Origin of the sequence: Kitasatospora sp. NPDC088134 (genome assembly GCF_044741705.1) — a bacterium.
Taxonomy (GTDB): domain Bacteria; phylum Actinomycetota; class Actinomycetes; order Streptomycetales; family Streptomycetaceae; genus Kitasatospora.
The window spans coordinates 22,466-40,538 of the sequence record NZ_JBIUTD010000033.1 but is presented as its reverse complement, the minus strand read 5'-3'; the positions used below and the strand labels follow the sequence as shown (position 1 = coordinate 40,538).

At 74.3% G+C, this 18,073-nt stretch carries 20 protein-coding genes; 15 read left to right on the top strand and 5 right to left on the bottom strand.

Annotated elements, in window-relative coordinates; genetic code table 11:
* The first annotated feature begins 188 nt into the window (after positions 1-188).
* The 11 genes from ACIOHG_RS33590 to ACIOHG_RS33540 all read left to right on the top strand — a co-directional run bounded on the left by ACIOHG_RS33590 (position 189) and on the right by ACIOHG_RS33540 (position 10,086).
* Complete coding sequence (locus tag ACIOHG_RS33590) at positions 189-1,214, top strand: amidohydrolase family protein (RefSeq protein WP_400956281.1); 1,026 nt, start codon at positions 189-191, stop codon at positions 1,212-1,214.
* 40 nt (positions 1,215-1,254) lie between these two features.
* On the top strand, positions 1,255-1,941 hold the full coding sequence (gene ligK / locus ACIOHG_RS33585; protein WP_400956279.1) for a 4-carboxy-4-hydroxy-2-oxoadipate aldolase/oxaloacetate decarboxylase: 687 nt from the start codon (positions 1,255-1,257) through the stop codon (positions 1,939-1,941).
* A gap of 5 nt (positions 1,942-1,946) precedes the next feature.
* Complete coding sequence (locus ACIOHG_RS33580) at positions 1,947-2,867, top strand: amidohydrolase family protein (RefSeq protein ID WP_400956277.1); 921 nt, start codon at positions 1,947-1,949, stop codon at positions 2,865-2,867.
* 4 nt (positions 2,868-2,871) lie between these two features.
* Positions 2,872-4,182 carry a protocatechuate 4,5-dioxygenase subunit alpha gene (ligA, locus tag ACIOHG_RS33575; RefSeq protein WP_400956275.1) on the top strand — a complete coding sequence of 437 codons (1,311 nt, stop codon included), beginning with the start codon at positions 2,872-2,874 and terminating at the stop codon, positions 4,180-4,182.
* Position 4,183: 1 nt separating this feature from the next.
* Positions 4,184-5,158 (top strand): Gfo/Idh/MocA family oxidoreductase, encoded by a 975-nt coding sequence (locus ACIOHG_RS33570; RefSeq protein ID WP_400956273.1) that lies wholly within the window; start codon positions 4,184-4,186, stop codon positions 5,156-5,158.
* A complete protein-coding gene (locus ACIOHG_RS33565) occupies positions 5,155-6,180 on the top strand; it encodes an aldo/keto reductase (protein ID WP_400956271.1) in 1,026 nt (341 codons plus the stop codon). Before ACIOHG_RS33570 ends, ACIOHG_RS33565 begins: the two co-directional genes overlap by 4 nt.
* Before the next feature lie 132 nt (positions 6,181-6,312).
* Complete coding sequence (locus tag ACIOHG_RS33560; RefSeq protein WP_400956269.1) at positions 6,313-6,675, top strand: MauE/DoxX family redox-associated membrane protein; 363 nt, start codon at positions 6,313-6,315, stop codon at positions 6,673-6,675.
* Between the two features lie 39 nt (positions 6,676-6,714).
* Complete coding sequence (locus ACIOHG_RS33555) at positions 6,715-7,260, top strand: hypothetical protein (RefSeq protein ID WP_400956267.1); 546 nt, start codon at positions 6,715-6,717, stop codon at positions 7,258-7,260.
* Between the two features lie 202 nt (positions 7,261-7,462).
* Entirely contained in the window at positions 7,463-7,927 is a 465-nt protein-coding gene (locus ACIOHG_RS33550) for a hypothetical protein (protein ID WP_400956266.1), read from the top strand.
* Positions 7,928-8,107: 180 nt separating this feature from the next.
* Complete coding sequence (locus ACIOHG_RS33545) at positions 8,108-9,148, top strand: NAD(P)-dependent alcohol dehydrogenase (RefSeq protein WP_400956264.1); 1,041 nt, start codon at positions 8,108-8,110, stop codon at positions 9,146-9,148.
* Positions 9,149-9,306: 158 nt separating this feature from the next.
* Complete coding sequence (locus ACIOHG_RS33540; protein WP_400956349.1) at positions 9,307-10,086, top strand: class I SAM-dependent methyltransferase; 780 nt, start codon at positions 9,307-9,309, stop codon at positions 10,084-10,086.
* A gap of 77 nt (positions 10,087-10,163) precedes the next feature.
* Here the strand turns inward: ACIOHG_RS33540 and ACIOHG_RS33535 are convergent, their stop codons facing one another.
* From ACIOHG_RS33535 to ACIOHG_RS33520, 4 genes are read right to left on the bottom strand one after another with little or no spacing between them, the layout of a single operon-like run.
* Positions 10,164-10,619, bottom strand: a complete 456-nt coding sequence (locus tag ACIOHG_RS33535) for a MaoC family dehydratase (protein WP_400956263.1) — start codon at positions 10,617-10,619, stop codon at positions 10,164-10,166.
* 51 nt (positions 10,620-10,670) lie between these two features.
* A complete protein-coding gene (locus ACIOHG_RS33530) occupies positions 10,671-12,218 on the bottom strand; it encodes a long-chain fatty acid--CoA ligase (protein WP_400956261.1) in 1,548 nt (515 codons plus the stop codon).
* Between the two features lie 9 nt (positions 12,219-12,227).
* On the bottom strand, positions 12,228-13,142 hold the full coding sequence (locus ACIOHG_RS33525) for an amidohydrolase family protein (protein WP_400956259.1): 915 nt from the start codon (positions 13,140-13,142) through the stop codon (positions 12,228-12,230).
* Positions 13,139-14,104 carry an SDR family oxidoreductase gene (locus ACIOHG_RS33520; protein ID WP_400956257.1) on the bottom strand — a complete coding sequence of 322 codons (966 nt, stop codon included), beginning with the start codon at positions 14,102-14,104 and terminating at the stop codon, positions 13,139-13,141. Before ACIOHG_RS33520 ends, ACIOHG_RS33525 begins: the two co-directional genes overlap by 4 nt.
* A 71-nt stretch (positions 14,105-14,175) precedes the next feature.
* Between ACIOHG_RS33520 and ACIOHG_RS33515 the strand changes: the two genes are divergently transcribed.
* The 4 genes from ACIOHG_RS33515 to ACIOHG_RS33500 all read left to right on the top strand — a co-directional run bounded on the left by ACIOHG_RS33515 (position 14,176) and on the right by ACIOHG_RS33500 (position 17,211).
* Positions 14,176-14,610 carry a MarR family winged helix-turn-helix transcriptional regulator gene (locus ACIOHG_RS33515; protein WP_400956255.1) on the top strand — a complete coding sequence of 145 codons (435 nt, stop codon included), beginning with the start codon at positions 14,176-14,178 and terminating at the stop codon, positions 14,608-14,610.
* Positions 14,611-14,672: 62 nt separating this feature from the next.
* On the top strand, positions 14,673-15,602 hold the full coding sequence (locus ACIOHG_RS33510) for an RNA polymerase sigma-70 factor (RefSeq protein WP_400956254.1): 930 nt from the start codon (positions 14,673-14,675) through the stop codon (positions 15,600-15,602).
* Entirely contained in the window at positions 15,599-15,817 is a 219-nt protein-coding gene (locus ACIOHG_RS33505; protein ID WP_400956252.1) for a hypothetical protein, read from the top strand. Before ACIOHG_RS33510 ends, ACIOHG_RS33505 begins: the two co-directional genes overlap by 4 nt.
* A 104-nt stretch (positions 15,818-15,921) precedes the next feature.
* The gene (locus ACIOHG_RS33500) at positions 15,922-17,211 is read left to right on the top strand and encodes a DUF6348 family protein (RefSeq protein WP_400956250.1); all 1,290 of its coding nucleotides are present in this window, start codon (positions 15,922-15,924) and stop codon (positions 17,209-17,211) included.
* 24 nt (positions 17,212-17,235) lie between these two features.
* On the opposite strand, the gene ACIOHG_RS33495 is transcribed toward ACIOHG_RS33500, so the two are convergent.
* Positions 17,236-18,015 carry a class I SAM-dependent methyltransferase gene (locus ACIOHG_RS33495; RefSeq protein WP_400956249.1) on the bottom strand — a complete coding sequence of 260 codons (780 nt, stop codon included), beginning with the start codon at positions 18,013-18,015 and terminating at the stop codon, positions 17,236-17,238.
* Positions 18,016-18,073 lie beyond the last annotated feature (58 nt).

Sequence of the window (18,073 nt, the reverse complement as noted above, 5' to 3'; positions counted from 1 at the left end):
CGCCTCCGTCCGCGAGTTGCTCAAGCAGTTCGCCGACAGCCCCGCCCCGTCGCCCCGGTCGCGCGCAGCGCGAACCTCCCCCGTCCTCCCGCGCCGCGCGCAGCGCGGTTCCCGGGCCTCCGGCGCCTCGTGGGCCGCGCGCAGCGCGGGGCCTCGACCCCGACGATCCCCCAGGAGACCAGCACCCCATGATCATCGACTGTCACGGCCACTTCACCACCGCTCCCCCGCAGCTCGCCGCCTGGCGCTCGCGGCAGGTCGCCGCGGCCGGCTCCTCCCTCGGGGCGCCGGACCCGGCCGAACTGGTGATCTCCGACGAGGAGTTGCGGGCGGCGGTGGAGGCGAACCAGTTGCGGTTGATGGACGAGCGCGGCACCGACCTGACGATCTTCTCGCCGCGCGCCAGCTTCATGGCCCACCACGTCGGCGACTTCGCGGTCTCCTCCGTCTGGGCCCGGATCTGCAACGACCTGGTGCACCGGGTCAGCACGCTCTTCCCGGCGCGCTTCGCGATGGGCGCGATGCTGCCGCAGTCGCCGGGGGTCGATCCGGCGAGCTGCCTGCCGGAGCTGCGGCGGGCCGTGGAGGAGCTGGGCGCCGTCTCGGTGAACCTCAACCCCGACCCCTCGGGCGGGAGTTGGACGGCTCCGCCGCTGACGGACCGCAGCTGGTACCCGCTGTACGAGGCGCTGGTGGAGTACGACGTCCCGGCGATGGTGCACGTGTCGACGTCCTGCAACCCGGCGTTCCACACCACCGGCGCGCACTACCTGAACGCCGACACCACCGCGTTCATGCAGTTGCTCCAGGGCGACCTGTTCGCGGACTTCCCGACGCTGCGGCTGGTGGTCCCGCACGGCGGCGGCGCGGTGCCGTACCACTGGGGGCGCTTCCGCGGGCTCGCGCAGGCGCTGGGGCGGCCGGAGCCGGCGGAGCTGGTCGGCCGGAACGTCTTCTTCGACACCTGCGTGTACCACCGGCCGGGGATCGACCTGCTGGCGCAGGTGGTGCCCGCCGAGGGCGTGCTGTTCGCCAGCGAGATGATCGGCGCCGTCCGGGGCGTGGACCCGCACACGGGCCACCACTTCGACGACACCCGCCGCTACGTCGACGCCACGCCCCACTTCTCCGTCGAGCAGCGCGCGGCCGTGTACGCGGGCAACGCCCTGCGCGTCCACCCCCGCCTGGCCGCCCGCCTCGCCACCGCCCGCTGAACCCGAACCACCCCCGTCCCCGCACCCCAGGAGCAGATCCATGCACACCGAACTCGGTGTCGTCCACACGAAGATCGAGCGGGCCGAGGAGTCCGCGGTCGCCGCGCTCGCGGCGTTCGGCACGGCCACCGTCCACGAGGCGATGGGCCGCACCGGGCTGACCCGGCCGTACCTGCGGCCGGTGTACCCGGGGGCCCGGCTGTGCGGGACGGCGGTGACGGTGCTGCTGCAGCCGGGCGACAACTGGATGCTGCACGTCGCGGCGGAGCAGGTCCGGCCGGGCGACGTGGTGGTGGCGGCGTGCACGACGGAGAGCGAGGACGGGTTCTTCGGCGAGCTGCTGGCCACCTCGCTGCGGGCCCGGGGCTGCGCGGGGCTGGTGATCGACGGCGGGGTGCGCGACGTCGCGGAGCTGGCGGCGATGGACTTCCCGGTGTTCTCCCGGGCCGTCAACGCCCGTGGCACGGTGAAGGCGACCCTGGGGTCGGTCAACGTGCCCGTGGTGTGCGCGAACGCGCTGGTCCGGCCGGGCGACGTGGTGCTCGCGGACGCGGACGGCGTGGTGGTGGTGCCGCGCGAGCGGGCCGCCGAGGTGGCCGGGGCGTCGGCGCGGCGCGAGGCGAACGAGGCGGGCAAGCGCGAGCGGCTGCGCGCGGGCGAACTCGGCCTGGACATGTACGAGATGCGCGGCCCGCTGGCCGCGCTCGGCCTGCGCTACGAGGACTGACCGCGATGGAACAGCAGAAGACCCCGGGCTGGCTGGACTGGCACCCCTCCCCCGGCCGCCCCGAACTGGCGCTCCCCGCGGGCGCGGTGGACGCGCACTGCCACGTGTTCGGCCCGGCCGCCGCGTTCCCGTACGCGCCGGAGCGCAAGTACACGCCGTGCGACGCCTCCGCCGAGCAGCTGTTCGCGCTCCGCGACCACCTGGGCTTCGACCGCAACGTGATCGTCCAGGCGACCTGCCACGGCGCCGACAACCGGGCCCTGGTGGACGCGCTGCGCCGCTCCGGCGGCCGGGCCCGGGGCGTGGCGACCGTCCGCCCGGGCGTGGGCGACGCCGAGCTGCGGGAGCTGCACGAGGCGGGGGTGCGCGGGGTGCGGTTCAACTTCGTCCGCCGCCTGGTCGACGTGACGCCGCCCGAGGACCTGCGGGACGTGGTGGCGCGGATCGCCCCGCTGGGCTGGCACGTGGTGCTGTACTTCGAGGCCGCCGACCTCGCCGAGCTGCGCGAGTTCTTCCTCTCCGTCCCGGTGCCGCTGGTGATCGACCACCTGGGCCGCCCGGACGTGTCGAAGGACGTGGACGGGCCGGAGTTCGGCGCGTTCCTGGACTTCCTGCGGGCCCGGGAGGACATCTGGTGCAAGGTCAGCTGCCCGGAGCGGCTGTCGCTGACCGGCCCGGCCGCGCTGGACGGCGAGCGCGCCGCCTACCGGGACGTGGTGCCGTTCGCCCGCCGGGTGGTCGAGGAGTTCCCGGACCGGGTGCTCTGGGGCACCGACTGGCCGCACCCCAACCTGAAGGACCACATGCCGGACGACGGCCTGCTGGTCGACTTCCTGCCGCACGTCGCACCGACCGCCGAGCTGCGCCGGCGGCTGCTGGTCGACAACCCGAACCGCCTCTACTGGCCCGCCCCGGAAGGGAGTTGACGCCGTGACGATCGACCGCACGTACCGGCTCGTCCCCGGCACCACGATCTTCGACGCCGAGCAGTCGGCCCGCGGCTACCACCTCAACCAGTTCTGCATGTCGCTGATGACGGCGGAGAACCGGGCCGCGTACCTGGCCGACGAGCGGGCCTACCTGGACGCCTGGCCGCTGCGCGAGGAGCAGAAGCGGGCGCTGCTGGACCGCGACCTGAACGCGGCGATGCACGAGGGCGGGAACATCTACTTCCTCGCCAAGTGGGGTGCCACGCTGGGGTTCTCGTTCCAGCGGATGGCGGGCTCGATGACCGGCATGACCGAGCAGGAGTACCGGGACATGATGGTCGCCGGGGGCCGCTCGGCCGCCGCGCCCGGCAACCGGATCGACCACGCCGTGCTGGAGGCCGCGCACGCCGACCAGGCGCCGCCCGCCGAGCACGCGGGCGTCTCGGCCGCCGTGTTCACCTCGCACGTCCCGGCGATCGGCGCCGCGCTGGACCACGGGAAGACCGAAGAGCCGTACTGGCGACCGGTGTTCGCCGGGTACGAGCACTCCCGCCGGTGGGTCGCCGCGCACACCCCCGACGTGGTGATCCTGGTCTACAACGACCACGCCAGCGCCTTCGACCAGTCGCTGGTGCCGACCTTCGTGCTCGGCACCGGCGCCGCCTACCCGGTCGCCGACGAGGGCTACGGGCCGCGCCCCGTCCCCGGCGTCGAGGGCGACCCGGAGTTCGCCGCGCACCTGGCGCACTGCCTGATCCGGGAGGACTTCGACCTCACCCTGGCCAACGAGATGCCGGTCGACCACGGCCTGACGGTGCCGCTGTCGCTGCTGTTCGGCGAGGTGGAGCGCTGGCCGTGCAAGGTGATCCCGCTGCACGTCAACGTGGTGCAGTACCCGGTGCCCTCGGGCGCGCGCTGCTTCGAGCTGGGGCGGGCGCTGCGCCGGGCGATCGAGTCCTACCCGCGGCCGCTGGACGTGCAGGTCTGGGGCACCGGCGGGATGAGCCACCAACTCCAGGGCCCGCGCGCCGGGTTGATCAACCGGGAGTGGGACGGCGCCTTCCTGGACCGGCTGGTCACCGACCCGGCCGGCCTGGCCCGGGTGCCGCACCTGGAGTACGTCGAGGAGGCCGGCTCGGAGGGCATCGAGCTGGTGATGTGGCTGATCGCGCGCGGCGCGCTGAGCGACGTCGACGACGACGGCAGCGTGGACGTCGAGCACCGCTTCTACCACGTCCCGGCGTCCAACACGGCCGTCGGCCACCTGATCCTGAACAACAACCACAACCGTCGCCCGGCCGAGGAGAACTGACATGACGAAGCAGCAGCCCCTGCGGATCGCCCTGGCGGGCGGCGGCGCGTTCGGCGCCAAGCACGCCGCCGCGCTGCGCCGGATCGAGGGCGTGGAGCTGGCCGCCGTGGTCTCCTCCTCGCTGGAGAGTTCGCGCCGGTTCGCCACCGAGCAGCAGGTCGCGCGGGCCGCCGCCGACCTGGACGAGGTGCTGGCGATGGACGACGTGGACGCGGTGATCCTGGCGACGCCGACGCCGCTGCACGCCGCGCAGACCCGGGCCTGCCTGGCCGCGGGCAAGCACGTGCAGGTGGAGATCCCGGTCGCGGCCTCGCTGCCGGACGCCGAGGCGTGCGTCGCGGACGCCGAGCGGACCGGCCTGGTCGCCATGGCCGGGCACACCCGGCGCTTCAACCCCAGCCACCAGTGGGTGCACCGGCGGGTCCGGGCCGGGGAGTTCGCGCTCCAGCAGCTCGACGTGCAGACCTACTTCTTCCGCCGCTCCAATCTCAACGCGCTGGGCCAGCGGCGCAGTTGGACCGACCACCTGCTGTGGCACCACGCCGCGCACACTGTCGACCTGTTCGCGTACCAGACCGGCGCGCCGATCGTGCGGGCCCACGCGATCCAGGGCCCGATCCACCCGGAGCTGGGCATCGCGATGGACATGTCGATCCAGTTGCGGGCCGCGACCGGGGCGATCTGCACCCTCTCGCTCTCCTTCAACAACAACGGCCCGCTCGGCACCTTCTTCCGCTACATCGGCGACACCGGCACCTACCTGGCTCGTTACGATGACCTGATGACCGGAGAAGAGGAACCGATCGACGTCAGCGGCGTCGACGTCTCGCTGGACGGCATCGAGCTGCAGGACCGCGAGTTCGTGGCGGCGATCCGCGAGGGCCGCGAGCCCAACGCCTCGCTCGCCCAGGTGCTGCCCTGCTACCGCACCCTGGCCGACCTGGAACGGCAGCTCGCCGAGCCGGTGGGCGCATGAGCGGCCTCCTGAACGGCCGCCCGAACGGCCGTCGTCGCATCGGACCGTTCGAGGTCCCGGCCGTCGGCCTCGGCTGCATGAACCTGAGCCACGCCTACGGCACCGCGCCCTCCCCCGAGGACGGCGCGAAGCTGCTGCTCGCCGCCCTGGACGCGGGCGTCACCCTGTTCGACACGGCCGCGCTGTACGGCTTCGGCGCCAACGAGGAGCTGGTCGGCCGGGTCCTGGGCCCGCACCGCGAGCAGCTCGTGCTGGCCTCCAAGTGCGGCATGACCGGGGTGGACGGACGGCGCGTCATCGACGGCCGCCCGGAGACGATCCGGCGCACCGCCGAGGAGTCGCTGGCCCGGCTGCGCACCGACGTCATCGACCTGTACTACCTGCACCGCCTCGACCCGGCCGTCCCGGTCGAGGAGAGCGTCGGCGCGCTGGCCGAGCTGGTCGCGGCGGGCAAGGTCCGCGCGATCGGGCTGTCCGAGGTGTCGGCGGCCACCCTGCGCCGGGCGCACGCGGTGCACCCGGTCGCGGCGCTGCAGAACGAGTACAGCCTGTGGACCCGCAACCCGGAGCGCGGCACCCTGGCGGCCACCCGCGAACTGGGCGTCGCCCTGGTCGCGTTCAGCCCCCTCGGGCGCGGCTTCCTGACCGGCGCCCCGCCGCGGCCGGCCGACCTGCCGCCCGGTGACATCCGGCACGCCATGCCGCGCTTCACCGACGCCCACTACCCGGCGAACCTGGCGCTGCACGGGCAGCTCGCCGCGCTGGCCGCCGACGCGGGCCTGACGGTGGCCCAACTGGCGCTGGCCTGGGTGCTCTCCCGCGGCGAGCACGTCCTCGCCGTCCCCGGCACCCGCTCGGTCGACCACCTGCGCGAGAACCTCTCCGCCCTCGACCCGGAGGTCCCCGCCGAGGTCCTGGCCGCCGCCGGCCGTGTCCTGAACGCCGGGACCGTGCACGGCTCCCGCTACGCCGAAGCCACCCTGCCGGAGATCGACACCGAACGCTGCGGCCCCGCCGGCTGAGCCCTGCCGCCGCCCCCCTGCCGCCGGCCCGCGGGAGCGTCATCGCGGGCCGGGGCGTGGTCCTTCCCTGCGGGCCTCCCCTACGCTACTGTTCGGTAACATGCCGTGCCGCCGAGCCCGCCGGGGGAGCCGATGACCGCCGAACGTTCCGCCCGACTGCTGGGTGGGCTGCTGCTGGGCGCGGGGGTCGCGCACTTCGTCGCGCCGGGGCCGTTCGACGCGATCGTGCCGCGCAGCCTGCCCGGTGCGCCCCGGACGTGGACCCGGGCGAGCGGGGTCGCCGAACTCGCGGTCGGCGCCGCCGTCCTGCTCCCGCGGACCCGCCGCCACGGTGCGCTCGCGGCCGCCGGCCTGTTCGCGGCCGTCTTCCCCGCCAACGTGAAGATGGCCTACGACTGGCGCCACCGCCCGGCCCCGCTGCGCGCCGCCGCGCTGGCCCGGCTCCCGCTCCAGGCCCCGCTGATCGCCTGGGCCCTGCGGGTCTCCCGCGCCTGACCTGCGCGTCCGCCGCCCCCGGCGTGCGATCCTTGCCCGATGCCCGAACAGTCCGTACACCCCGCACCCGTGCCGCCCTTCGTCCTGGTCGACGAGGGGGGCTGGCTGGCGCTGTACACCGGACTCGCGGAGCTGCACGCCGAGATCGAGTCGGGGTTCGCGGACGCGGAGGTCTTCGCGTGCGACGGCGCGGCCCGCCCGCTCGCCGTCACGGAGCAGGACGGCGCGCTGCATCTCCGGGTCGCGGGCGCCCCGGACCTGGCCGGCCTGCGCGCGCAGGTGGAGCGCTTCTTCGAACGCTGGGTCCGCGGCCTGGCCCCGGAACCGGCCGACTCCCCCGCCCAGTACCTGGCCCGGCTCGCCGCCGCCCTCGACACCCTCCACGCCCTGGACTACCCGGAACCCCGCTACCGCCGCCGCACCGCCCTGCGCCGCCGCCTCCCCCACCTCCTCCTCGACCTGGGCCTCGCCGCCAAGGGCTCGGAGGACTGCGGCCGCCACGAGTGGTACCACCACCGCGACGGCCTGGCCCACTGCTACCACTGCGCCCCGGCCCTCGGCCCCTGGCCCCCGACGGACGCCTGACGCCCGGTCGGCACGTTTTCCCGAATGGCCCGTTTGGGCTGGCTTTGGATCGGCTTCGGATCATTCGATCCGTTATTCCCCGACCCCGTTTCGCCGCTCCGGAAGCGATGCGGAATAGAAGGCGACAACCGCCTTGGAGTCCGATACGGTACGTCAGCCGCCCGGCTATTTATGCATACCTTATGTCCAGTTTGGGATTTCTGTGAACATTGACTTCAGTGCCGATCCGCTTTTCTCCTGGTACGTCGTCCTGCTCCTGATCAGCGGCATCGCCATGGTCGGCATCGGAGCCATGAACAACTCCGGGCTCAGTGGCGGCTGGCGGGCCTTCAACGCGATCGCGGGCGTCGGCTTCGCCGGGTACGCGATCTACCTCGGGTTCATCTTCGAGGGCGGAAGCTACATCATCTTCTTCAAGGCGTTCATCCTGCCGGTCATCATGATCGTCAACTTCTTCCGCTCCCTGGCGAACCGCAGCAAGGCCACGACTACGCCGGCCTACCCGCCGGCCCCGGCGTTCCAGGCCCCGGCCCAGCAGCCCTACCCGGGCCAGGCCCCGCAGCAGCAGCCGTACCCGGGCCAGGCCGCCCAGCCCCAGGTGCAGCCGTACGGTGCCGCCCCCGCCGCTCCGGCGGACCAGCAGCCGCAGGCCCCGCAGGCGGGCTGACCTCCCCGCCGACGCCGGAGCGCCGTTCCCTGGTTCGGGGGGGCGGCGTTCCGGCGTTTCCGTCTCCGCCCCCGCTTTTCGACGGGCCGTCAGTTCCCTTCTGCTGCAGGGCCGGTCCGGGAGGAGTACGCTGCGGGCCGCCCCCGCAACCGTCCCCGCCCGGAACGAGGACACCCGCGCATGCGCGTGAACGCCTACGCCGCTCCCGCCGAAGGACTGCCGCTCGTCCCGACCACGGTGGAGCGCCGTCCCGTCGGCCCCACCGATGTGCTGGTCGCGGTCGAGTACAGCGGCATCTGCCACTCCGACCTGCACACCGTGCGCGGCGAGTGGGGACCCCGGCCGTACCCGCTCGTGCCCGGGCACGAGATCGTCGGGACGGTCGCCGAGGTCGGCGCGCGGGTGACGGCGCACCGGGTCGGCGACCGGGTCGGGGTCGGCTGCCTGGTCAACTCCTGTGGGCAGTGCGCCCCTTGTGCGGGTGGCGACCAGCAGTACTGCACGGCCGGGCCGGTGTTCACGTACGGCTCCACCGATGTGGACGGCTCCACCACCCAGGGCGGTTACGCAACCCACCTGGTGGTGGACGCGGGCTTCGTGCTGTCCGTCCCGGCCGGGCTCGACCCGGCCGCCGCCGCGCCCCTGCTGTGCGCGGGCATCACCACCTACGCCCCGCTGCGGCGCTGGGGCGCGGGCCCGGGCCGCCGGGTCGCGGTGGTCGGCCTCGGCGGCCTCGGACACCTGGCGGTGAAGATCGCGCACGCACTGGGGGCGGAGGTCACCGCGCTCTCCCGGTCGCCGAAGAAGGAGGAGGACGCCCGCCGGCTGGGCGCGGACCACTTCTCCGCCACCGCCGACCCGGCCACCTTCAGCACCCTGGCCGGCCGCTTCGACCTGCTGCTCAACACCGTCAGCGCCGACCTGGACATCAACGCGCACCTCGGCCTGCTCACCCTCGACGGCGTCCTCGCCAACGTCGGCGCCGCCCCCGGCCCGCTGCTCGTCGACGGCCACCGGCTGGGCAGCGGCCGCCGCGTCCTGACCGGCTCGATGATCGGCGGCGTCGCCGAGACCCGGGAGATGCTGGAGTTCTGCGCCGCCCACGGCATCACCGCCGACATCGAGCTGATCCCGGCCGCCTCCATCAACACGGCCTACGAACGCGTCCTGGCCGCCGACGTCCGCCACCGCTTCGTGATCGACGCCGCCACCTTCGTCTGACCGGGCCGGCGGGCCGCGCCACCGGACCGCCCGGCGCCCCGTGTCGAAGAGCCCGGCGCCGCCCCGCCGGGGGTAGCGTCGGCGGGGTGACCGACCCCGACTCCCCCGAATCCCCCGACCCTGCCGACGTCCCGGCCGAGCGGCGCTGGTCGCCGGCGATGCCGGAGGCGTACGAGCGGTACCTGGTGCCGGTGCTGTTCCGCCCGTTCGCGGTGGATCTGGCGGCCCGGGCCGCCGCGCTCGCGCCCCGCCGGGTGCTCGAACTGGCCGCCGGGACGGGTGCGTTGACGTCCGAGCTGGTGGCGGCACTGCCGGGCGCGGAGCTGGTGGCGACGGACCTGAACGCGGCGATGGCGGAGTTCGGCGCGGCCCGGGTGCCGGGTGCGTCCTGGCGGCGGGCCGACGCGCAGCGGCTGCCCTTCCCGGACGGCGGCGAGGGCGGGTTCGACCTGGTGGTCTGCCAGTTCGGGGCGATGTTCTTCCCGGACCGGCCGGGCGCGTTCGCCGAGGTGCGGCGGGTGCTGGCGCCGGAGGGGCGGTTCCTGTTCAGCACCTGGGGGCCGATCGGCGCGCACGGTTTCGACGTCGCGCTGCAGGCGGCCACCGACCGCGCGTTCCCGGCCGATCCGCCGGACTTCCTGCGCACCCTGCCGCACGGCTACCACGACCCGGTCCGGGTCGCCGCCGATCTCGCAGCCGGCGGCCTGCACCTGGAGTGGGAGCGGGAGTTGGTGCTGGACGGCACCGCCGCCACCGCCGCCGACCTGGCCACCGGCTTCCTCACCGGGACGCCGCTGCGCGCCGCCGTCGAGGCCCGCGGCGCGGACCCGGACGCCCCGACCCTGCACGCCCTGGTGACGGCGGAGCTGACCTCCCGGCTGGGCCCGGACCCGGTGACCGCCCCGATGGCGGCGCAGCTCTTCCTCGCCCGCCCCTGAACACGCCTCCGGCACGTCGGCCCCGGCCACCCCTGGAGAGGGGAAACCTGGGCCGAGGCACGGAAGTTGACGATCCGTCAGGCGTAGAACCGCGAGACGCTCTGCAGCACGGCCGCGGGCTTGGCGCCGCCCTCGACCTCGATGGTGCCGTCGACGGTGATCTGCAGGCCGCCGGGGACGTCCTCGACCTCGGCGAGGCGGGCCACCAGGCGGATCCGGGAGCCGGCCTTGACCGGGGCGGGGAAGCGGACCTTGTTGAGGCCGTAGTTGACCTTGGTGCTGACGCCCTCGACCTCCAGCAGTTCGGTGAACAGCGGAATGAACAGCGAGAGCGTCAGGTAGCCGTGCGCGATGGGTGCGCCGAACGGGCCGGCGGCGGCGCGCTCGGGGTCGGTGTGGATCCATTGGTGGTCGTCGGTGGCGTCGGCGAAGGTGTCGATGCGCTGCTGGGTGACGTCGAGCCAGCCGCTGGCGCCGAGGTCGGTGCCGGCCAGGGCCTTGAGGGCGTCGAGTCCGTTGACGGTGCGGGTCATGGTGGTGCCTTTCGCGGGGTCAGGTCGGGGTCGGGTCGGGTCGGGTCGGGGTCAGGCGCCGTGCTGGGCACGGAGCCGGTGCTTGAGGATCTTTCCGCTGGCGGTGCGCGGGAGTTCGTCCGCGAGCAGCACCGTGCGGGGGAGCTTGTACTTGGCGAGGACGCCGGCCAGCGCGGCCAGCAGGGCGGCGGGGTCGAGGGCGGCGCCGGGTTCGGGGACGACGACGGCCCGGCCGACCTCGCCCCACTTGGGGTCGGGGACGCCGAAGACGGCGCACTCGGCGACGCCGGGGAGGGCGAGCAGGGCGTCCTCGACCTCGGCGGGGTACACGTTCTCGCCGCCGGAGATGTACATGTCCTTGATCCGGTCGGCGACGGTGAGGTAGCCGTCGGCGTCGGCGCGGGCGGCGTCGCCGCTGCGGAACCAGCCGTCCCGGAAGGCGGCGGCGGTGGCCTCGGGCAGGCCCCAGTAGCCGGGGCCGACGTGGGGGCCGCTGACCAGGATCTCGCCGACCTCGCCGACACCGACCTCGCCGAGACCGACCCCACCGGCACCGGTCCCGCCGGCACCGGTCCCGCCGAGGCCCGCCTCCCGCCCGTCCGGGGCGGTCAGGCGCACGTCGGTGAAGAAGTGCGGGACGCCCGCGCTGCCGGCCTTGGCGACGGCGTGTTCGGCGTCCAGGAAGAGCACGCCGGGGCCGGCCTCGGTCATGCCGTAGCCCTGCTGGAAGGAGAGGCCCCGGCGCAGGTAGGTGTCGATCAGCGGGCGCGGGACGGGCGCGCCGCCGCAGTTGAGGATCCGCAGGCTGCTCAGGTCGGCGTCGGCCCAGCCGTCCTGGCGGGCCATCAGGTCGTACATGGTGGGGACGCCGAACATGTAGCTGATCCGCTCCCGGGCGATCAGTTCCAGCGCGGCGGCCGGGTCGAAGGACTCGGTGAGCAGGCAGCTGCCGCCCTTGAGCAGGACGGGCAGGGTGAGCATGTTGAGGCCGCCGGTGTGGAACAGCGGGGCGGAGACCAGGGCGACCTCGTCGGCGAGCAGGTCGGTGTCGACCAGCACGTTGTAGGCGTTCCAGGTGAGGTTGCCGTGGGTGAGCAGCGCGCCCTTGGGACGGCCGGTGGTGCCCGAGGTGTACATGATCAGGCAGGTGTCGTCGAGGCCGACCGGCTCGTCGATCGGGGTGCTGTCGGCCCCGGCCAGCCAGGACTCGTACGCCTCGCCGGTCTCCACCGTCACCGGTACCGCGCCGGGCGGCACCAGCGGGGCGCAGGCCGGGGCGTGGACGAGCGCCTTCGCCCCGCAGTCGTCGAGCTGGTGGGCGATCTCGGGGCGGGCCAGGCGGGTGTTCAGCGGGACGAACAGCGCGCCGAGCAGGCCGGCGGCGAACAGCGTCTCCAGGAAGGCGGGGTGGTTGGGGCCGAGGTGGGCGATCCGGTCGCCGCGCCGGACGCCTGCGGTGCGCAGCGCGTGCGCCAGCCGGGTCGAGCGTTCGTGCAGGTCCGCGTAGCTGTGGCGGCGGCCGTGGTGGACGAGGGCGGTGCGGTGCGGGGTCTTCCGGGCGCGGCGGGCGGGCCAGGAGCCGATTCCCTGGTTGCGCATGAGGGTGCGTCAGCCTTTCGGGGGCGCGGTGTGCGGGGCGCGGGGCGTCTCGGGTCGGGCCAGGCCGAGCAGGCGGGCGGCGTTCTCCTTGAGGATCTTCGGCCGGACCTCGTCCTTGATCGGGAGCTTCGCGAAGTCGGCGAGCCAGCGGTCGGGACTCAGGACGGGGTAGTCGGAGCCGAACAGCACCTTGTCCTTGAGCAGGGTGTTGGCGTACTGGACGAGCTGCGGCGGGAAGTACTTGGGGGACCAGCCGGAGAGGTCGATGTGCACGCCGGGCTTGTGGGTGGCGACGGCGAGCGCCTCGTCCTGCCAGGGGAAGGACGGATGGGCCAGGATGATCTTCAGGTGCGGGAAGTCGGCGGCGACGTCGTCGACGTGCAGCGGGTTGGAGTACTTGAGCCGGATGCCGCCCCCGCCGGGGACGCCCGCGCCGATGCCGGTCTGGCCGGTGTGGAAGAGCGCGACGGTGCCGGTCTCCTCGATCAGCTCGTACAGGGGGTAGGCGAGCCGGTCGTTCGGGAAGAAGCCCTGGATGCTGGGGTGGAACTTGAAGCCCCTGACCCCGTGCTCCTCGACCAGCCGCCGGGCCTGCCGGACGCCGGCCTTCCCGCGGAACGGGTCGATCGAGGCGAACGGGATCAGCACGTCCGGGTTGGCGGCGGCCGCCTCGGCGACCTCCTCGTTGGGGACGGGCGGCCGGCCGGTGGCGTGCTCGGCGTCGACCGTGAAGACCACGGCGGCCATCCGGCGTTCGCGGTAGTACGCGGCCAGCTCGGGCAGGGTGGGCCTGCGGTGCGCGCCGTCGACCTTGAAGTAGCCGCTGGAGGCGTCGTTCAACTCCTGGTCCAGCGAGGCGTGTCCGTGTGCGGAGACCTCGGCGTGGGTGTGGACGTCGATCGCGGTCAGCTCGTCGGGGTTCACTTCGCGCCCCCGGGGACGACCGGGGCGGGGATGCCGACGGACTGCGGCGCGCGGCCGACCGAGCCGGGCCAGGCGGCGGCGATCGTCTCCGGGGTCCAGCCGCCGTCGGCGTAGGCGGTGGCGACCTCCTGCGGGTGCGACCAGAGGGCGAGCTTGTCGCCGCCGATGCCGATGCACTGGCCGGTGACGCCGGCCGCGGCGTCGGAGGCGAGGAAGGGGACGAGTGCGGCGCAGTCCTCGGCGGTGCCGAAGCCCTCGCCCTTGCGCAGGAAGTCGGGCAGCGGGGCGCCCTGCTTCATCGCCTCGATGTACGGGGCGAAGGCGGGGACGGTCTCGGTCATCGCGGTGGCGGCGATCGGGACGATCGCGTTGACGGTGATGCCGGCCCGGCCGAGCTCCATCGACCAGGTGCGGACCATGGCGGCGACGCCGGCCTTGGCGGCGGCGTAGTTGGTCTGGCCGAAGTTGCCGCGCTGGCCGGCCGGGGAGCCGACCAGGACCAGCCGGCCGCCGTCGCCCTGCTCGCGCATCCGGACGGCGGCGGCCCGGGCGCAGGTGAAGGTGCCGCGCAGGTGGGTGGTGAGGACGTCGTCGAAGTCCTGGTCGGTCATCTTCCACAGCACCTTGTCGCGCAGGATGCCGGCGTTGGTGACCATCACGTCGAGCCGTCCGAAGGCGTCGACGGCCCGGTCGACCAGGGTCTGCGCGGCCTCGGCGGTGCCGACGGCGGCGGCCTGCGCGACGGCCCGGCCGCCCGCGGCGGTGAGGGTCGCGGCGGCGGCCTCGGCGACCTCGGCGTCCAGGTCGTTGACCACGACGGCGGCGCCGGCGGCGGCCAGCGCGGCGGCGTAGGCCAGGCCGAGGCCGCGGCCGGAGCCGGTGACGACGGCGACCTTGCCGGTCAGGTCGAGGGGGTGGCGTTCGGCGGAGGAGCCGGAGGAGATTTCGTTGCTCATGGACATTGAAGCTAGGAACAATCATTGTTGATGTCAATGATTGTTCCGAACATCTTCGTTCTGGCATGATGGTCCCCATGAGCGACGCCCCCTGGATGCACGGCATGCACGCCGACGCCGGCTACCTGCTGTACCGACTCGGCCTCCGTTCGGGCAGCCTGTTCAACGCCGCCCTGGAACGGCACGGCCTGCGCCTGCGCCACCACGCGGTCCTGCGCTACCTCGCCACCGTCGAGGGCGCCCGCCAGCGCGAGCTCGCCGAACGCCTCGGCTACGACCCGAGCGCGATCGTCAGCCTGCTCGACGACCTCCAGCGCCTGGGTATCGCCGAGCGCCGCCCCGACCCGGCCGACCGGCGCAGCCGCCTGGTGGTGCTCACCGAGGCGGGCCGCGAGCTGCTGCGCACCGCCGACCGGGACAGCCGCCGGGTCACCGAGCAGCTCCTCGAACCGCTCTCCCCCGACGAGCGCGCCACCCTCACCGGGCTGCTCCAGCGGATCGCCCCGCTCTGACGCACCGTCAGGGGCGTTTCCCCCCTTGCCGTGCGGGCGTTCCCGGTGGCACCGTGGTTCCCATGATCGACTCCGCCGCCACCGACGAGTTCACCGCGCACCGCGGGCTGCTGTTCGGCACCGCCTACCGGCTGCTGGGCAGCGTCGCCGACGCGGAGGACGTCCTGCAGGACGCCTGGATCAAGTGGGCCGCGGTGGACCGGGACGGCGTCGAGAACCCGCGCGCCTACCTGGTGCGCACCGTCACCAACCTGGCGCTGAACCGGCTGACTTCGGCCCGGGCCGTCCGGGAGGCGTACGTCGGGCCGTGGCTGCCCGAACCGGTGCTCACCGGTCCGGACGTCGCGGACGGGGCGGAGCTGGCGGACTCGGTGTCGACCGCGCTGCTGGTGGTGCTGGAAAGCCTCGGGCCGGTGGAGCGGGCGGTGTTCGTGCTGCGCGAGGTATTCGGGTTCAGCCACGCGGAGATCGCCGGGTTCCTGGACCGCAGCGAGACGACGGTGCGTCAGACCGCGCACCGGGCCCGCGAACACGTCCGGGCCCGCCGGACCCGTTTCGACAGCGATCCGCAGGCGCGCCGCGAGGTGACCGACCGCTTCCTGGCGGCCTGCGCCGGCGGCGACCTGAACGCGATGCTGGAACTGCTCGCCCCGGACGTCACCGCCTGGTCCGACGGCGGCGGCAAGGTCAGCGCGGCCCGCCGCCCGCTGCACGGCACCGACCCGGTCGCCCGCTGGATGCTCGGCGTCCTCGCCAAGCCCGAACTCCGCGAGGTGGCCTGGCGGATCGCCCCCATCAACGGCGAGGAGGGCGTCCTGTTCACCGTCTCCGGCCGACTCGTCGGCGCGCTCACCTTCGACCTCGCCGACGGCCTGATCCAGCACCTCCGCTTCCAGGTCAACCCGGACAAGCTCCGCGGCGTGCAGCCACACCCGCACCCGCACCCGCACCCGCACCCGCACCCGCACCCGACCGAGGGGACCTCCGCATGACCCCCTGGTGGCAGCACCGCCCCCGCCCGGCCGACCTCGCGCCGACCGCCGGAGCCCCGGCCTTCGACCTGGTCCGCCGCGGCTACGACCGCGCCCAGGTCGACGCCCACCTCGCCCTCCCGCCCGAGCGGCGCCCCCGCCCGGCCGCCTTCGACCTGGCCCGGACCGGCTACGACCGCGCCCAGGTCGACCGCGCCTTGGCCGCGGAGGGCTGACCGGCCGGGAGGGAGGGTCGGGAGGGGAGAACGGGAGCATCGGGAGCGTCGGGAGCGGAGAAAAGCGCTCGGGGCGGGCGGGGGCGGAACACTAGGATCCCCGCATGTCCTGGATACGACGCCGTACGAACCAAAAACCGCCGGACGACGGGCGGCTGCCCGACCTGGAGTTCCTCGCCCTGGTGCGGGACGCGCTGGAGGAGATCGCGCCCGGTGTGACCGAGGGGGCCCGGCTGAAGGGCAACTCGCTGATGAGCCCGGCGGGGTGGGCGGTCGGGGTGCTGCCGCCGCAGCACGGCGGCGGGCGGCACTACGACCTGGTCGCCGTACCGGACGTGCACCTGCAGCCGGACGTGCCGTGCTTCGTCGACTGCGTGGTGGGGCTGTCCGCCGATCCCCGCGACGCGGCGGCCTCCTGGGCGCAGACCGGCGGCGCCTGCCTGCTCGAACTCGTCCACGGCGACGGCCGGTTCGCCGAGCGGGCGGGCTCCGGGGACGCGCACGGCGTGGCCGGCTGGGACTCGATCGTCTCCGGGGTGGTGGCCTTCGGCGTCGACCCTGCCGAGAACCGGCGGCTGCAGCGCGCCGTGCTGGCGGCGGACGTCCTGCCGCGGATCGTGGACAGCTTCGCCGCCGACCTGGAGGCCCCGTACTTCAACGGCGTGAAGGTCTTCTACGGCGGGCGGCCCGGGGCGGTGCAGGCCGAGGTGCGGGTCAACGGCGAGCACCACGAGGCCGCCACCGCCGCGCTGGCCGCCCTGGGCCTGCCCGAGCCCGCCGCCTTCGCGGCCGTGCGGTACTTCGCCCTGCTGCTCCCCGCGACCACCGGAACGGCAGGGACGGCAGGGCTGGCGGAGGACGGTACGGGGCCGGCGGAGGACGGCGACGGCTGCTGCGGGGCGTGCTCCTGCGGCGGGCGGATCGACCCCGAGCGGCCGGGCTTCCTGATGCCCGAGCCGCATCCGATCGCCGAACTCCCGCCCGGGGAGCGGGCGGAGCGGGTGCGGGTCGACACCGGGGCGGTGATGGTCGCGGACGGGATCGGCAACTTCCTCAAGGTGCGGCTGCCGATCCCGCTGGCCGACGGCCGGACGGTGAATCAGCTGCTCTGGGTCGAGCTGGCCTCCGAGGTGATCGCCGAGGTCTCCGACCGGGCCCGGGCGGGCACCCTCGCGGGGCACCGCTTCGAGGGAGAGCTCGCCAACGGCCCGCAGCCCTGGGGCCCGGACCTGCTGGGCGCGCACGCCGTCCTGGCGGGACAGCCCCCGACGGAACCCGGCGGTGTCGGCGTGTGCGAGATCGTCGCCTCCGAGCACCCGCTGCTCTCCCGGGTGATCGCCGAACGCTGGCCCGCCGCCGAGGTGTTGGGCGACCGGGACCCTCGGCTGCACTGAGCTCCGCGACGCCCTCGGGGCCGGTCAGCTGCGGCGGGTGCGCAGCACGCAGGTGACCATCGGGAGGGTGAACTCGCCCTCGGCGGTGGCGGGGTGGGCGGCGAGGCAGTCGCGGAGGCGGGCCAGCAGGGCTTCGCGTTCGGCGGGCGGGAGGACCAGGACGCCGGCCCGGGTGGCGAGGGTGGCCACCAGGGTTTCGGCGGTGCGGAGTTGGCCGTGCGGGAAGCCGGACCGGGCGGCCTCGCCGAAGCGGGCGGGGCCGCCGTGCTTCGGGAGGTGGGCGGTGGCGGTCGCCGCGCGCCAGCGGGCGGGGGTGTCGCGGGGGCCGATCACGGCGTCTCCCCCGGCGGCGGCCAGCGCGGCGACCCAGTCGACGCCGTCGTCCAGGGTGTTCCACAGTCCGGCCAGCACGCCGCCGGGGGCGAGCACCCGGGCGATCTCGGGGCCTGCGGTGTCCAGGTCGAACCAGTGCAGGGCGTTGCCGGCCAGCACCGCGTCGACCGATCCGTCGGGCAGCGGAATCTCCTCGGCGCTGCCCGCCAGCGCCCGCACGCCGGGCAGGGTCCGCCGCAGTTCGGCCAGCATCTCCGGGTCCGGTTCGACCGCTGTCACCTGCGCCCCGGCGGCAACCAGCCCCGCCGTCAACTTGCCCGTCCCGGCCCCGAGATCGAGCACCCGCGGCCCGGGCGACCCCTCCAGTGCCCAGGCCAGTGCGGCGGGCGCGTAGTCGGGCCGGTGCTCGGCGTACGCCACCGCGGCCGATCCGAACGACGAGGCGTGGCGCTGCTGTTCGTGCTGTTCCATACCGGGAACGCTAACCGGCCGCCCGCTGCGCGTGCTGCCTTTCACCTGTCGTGCACCA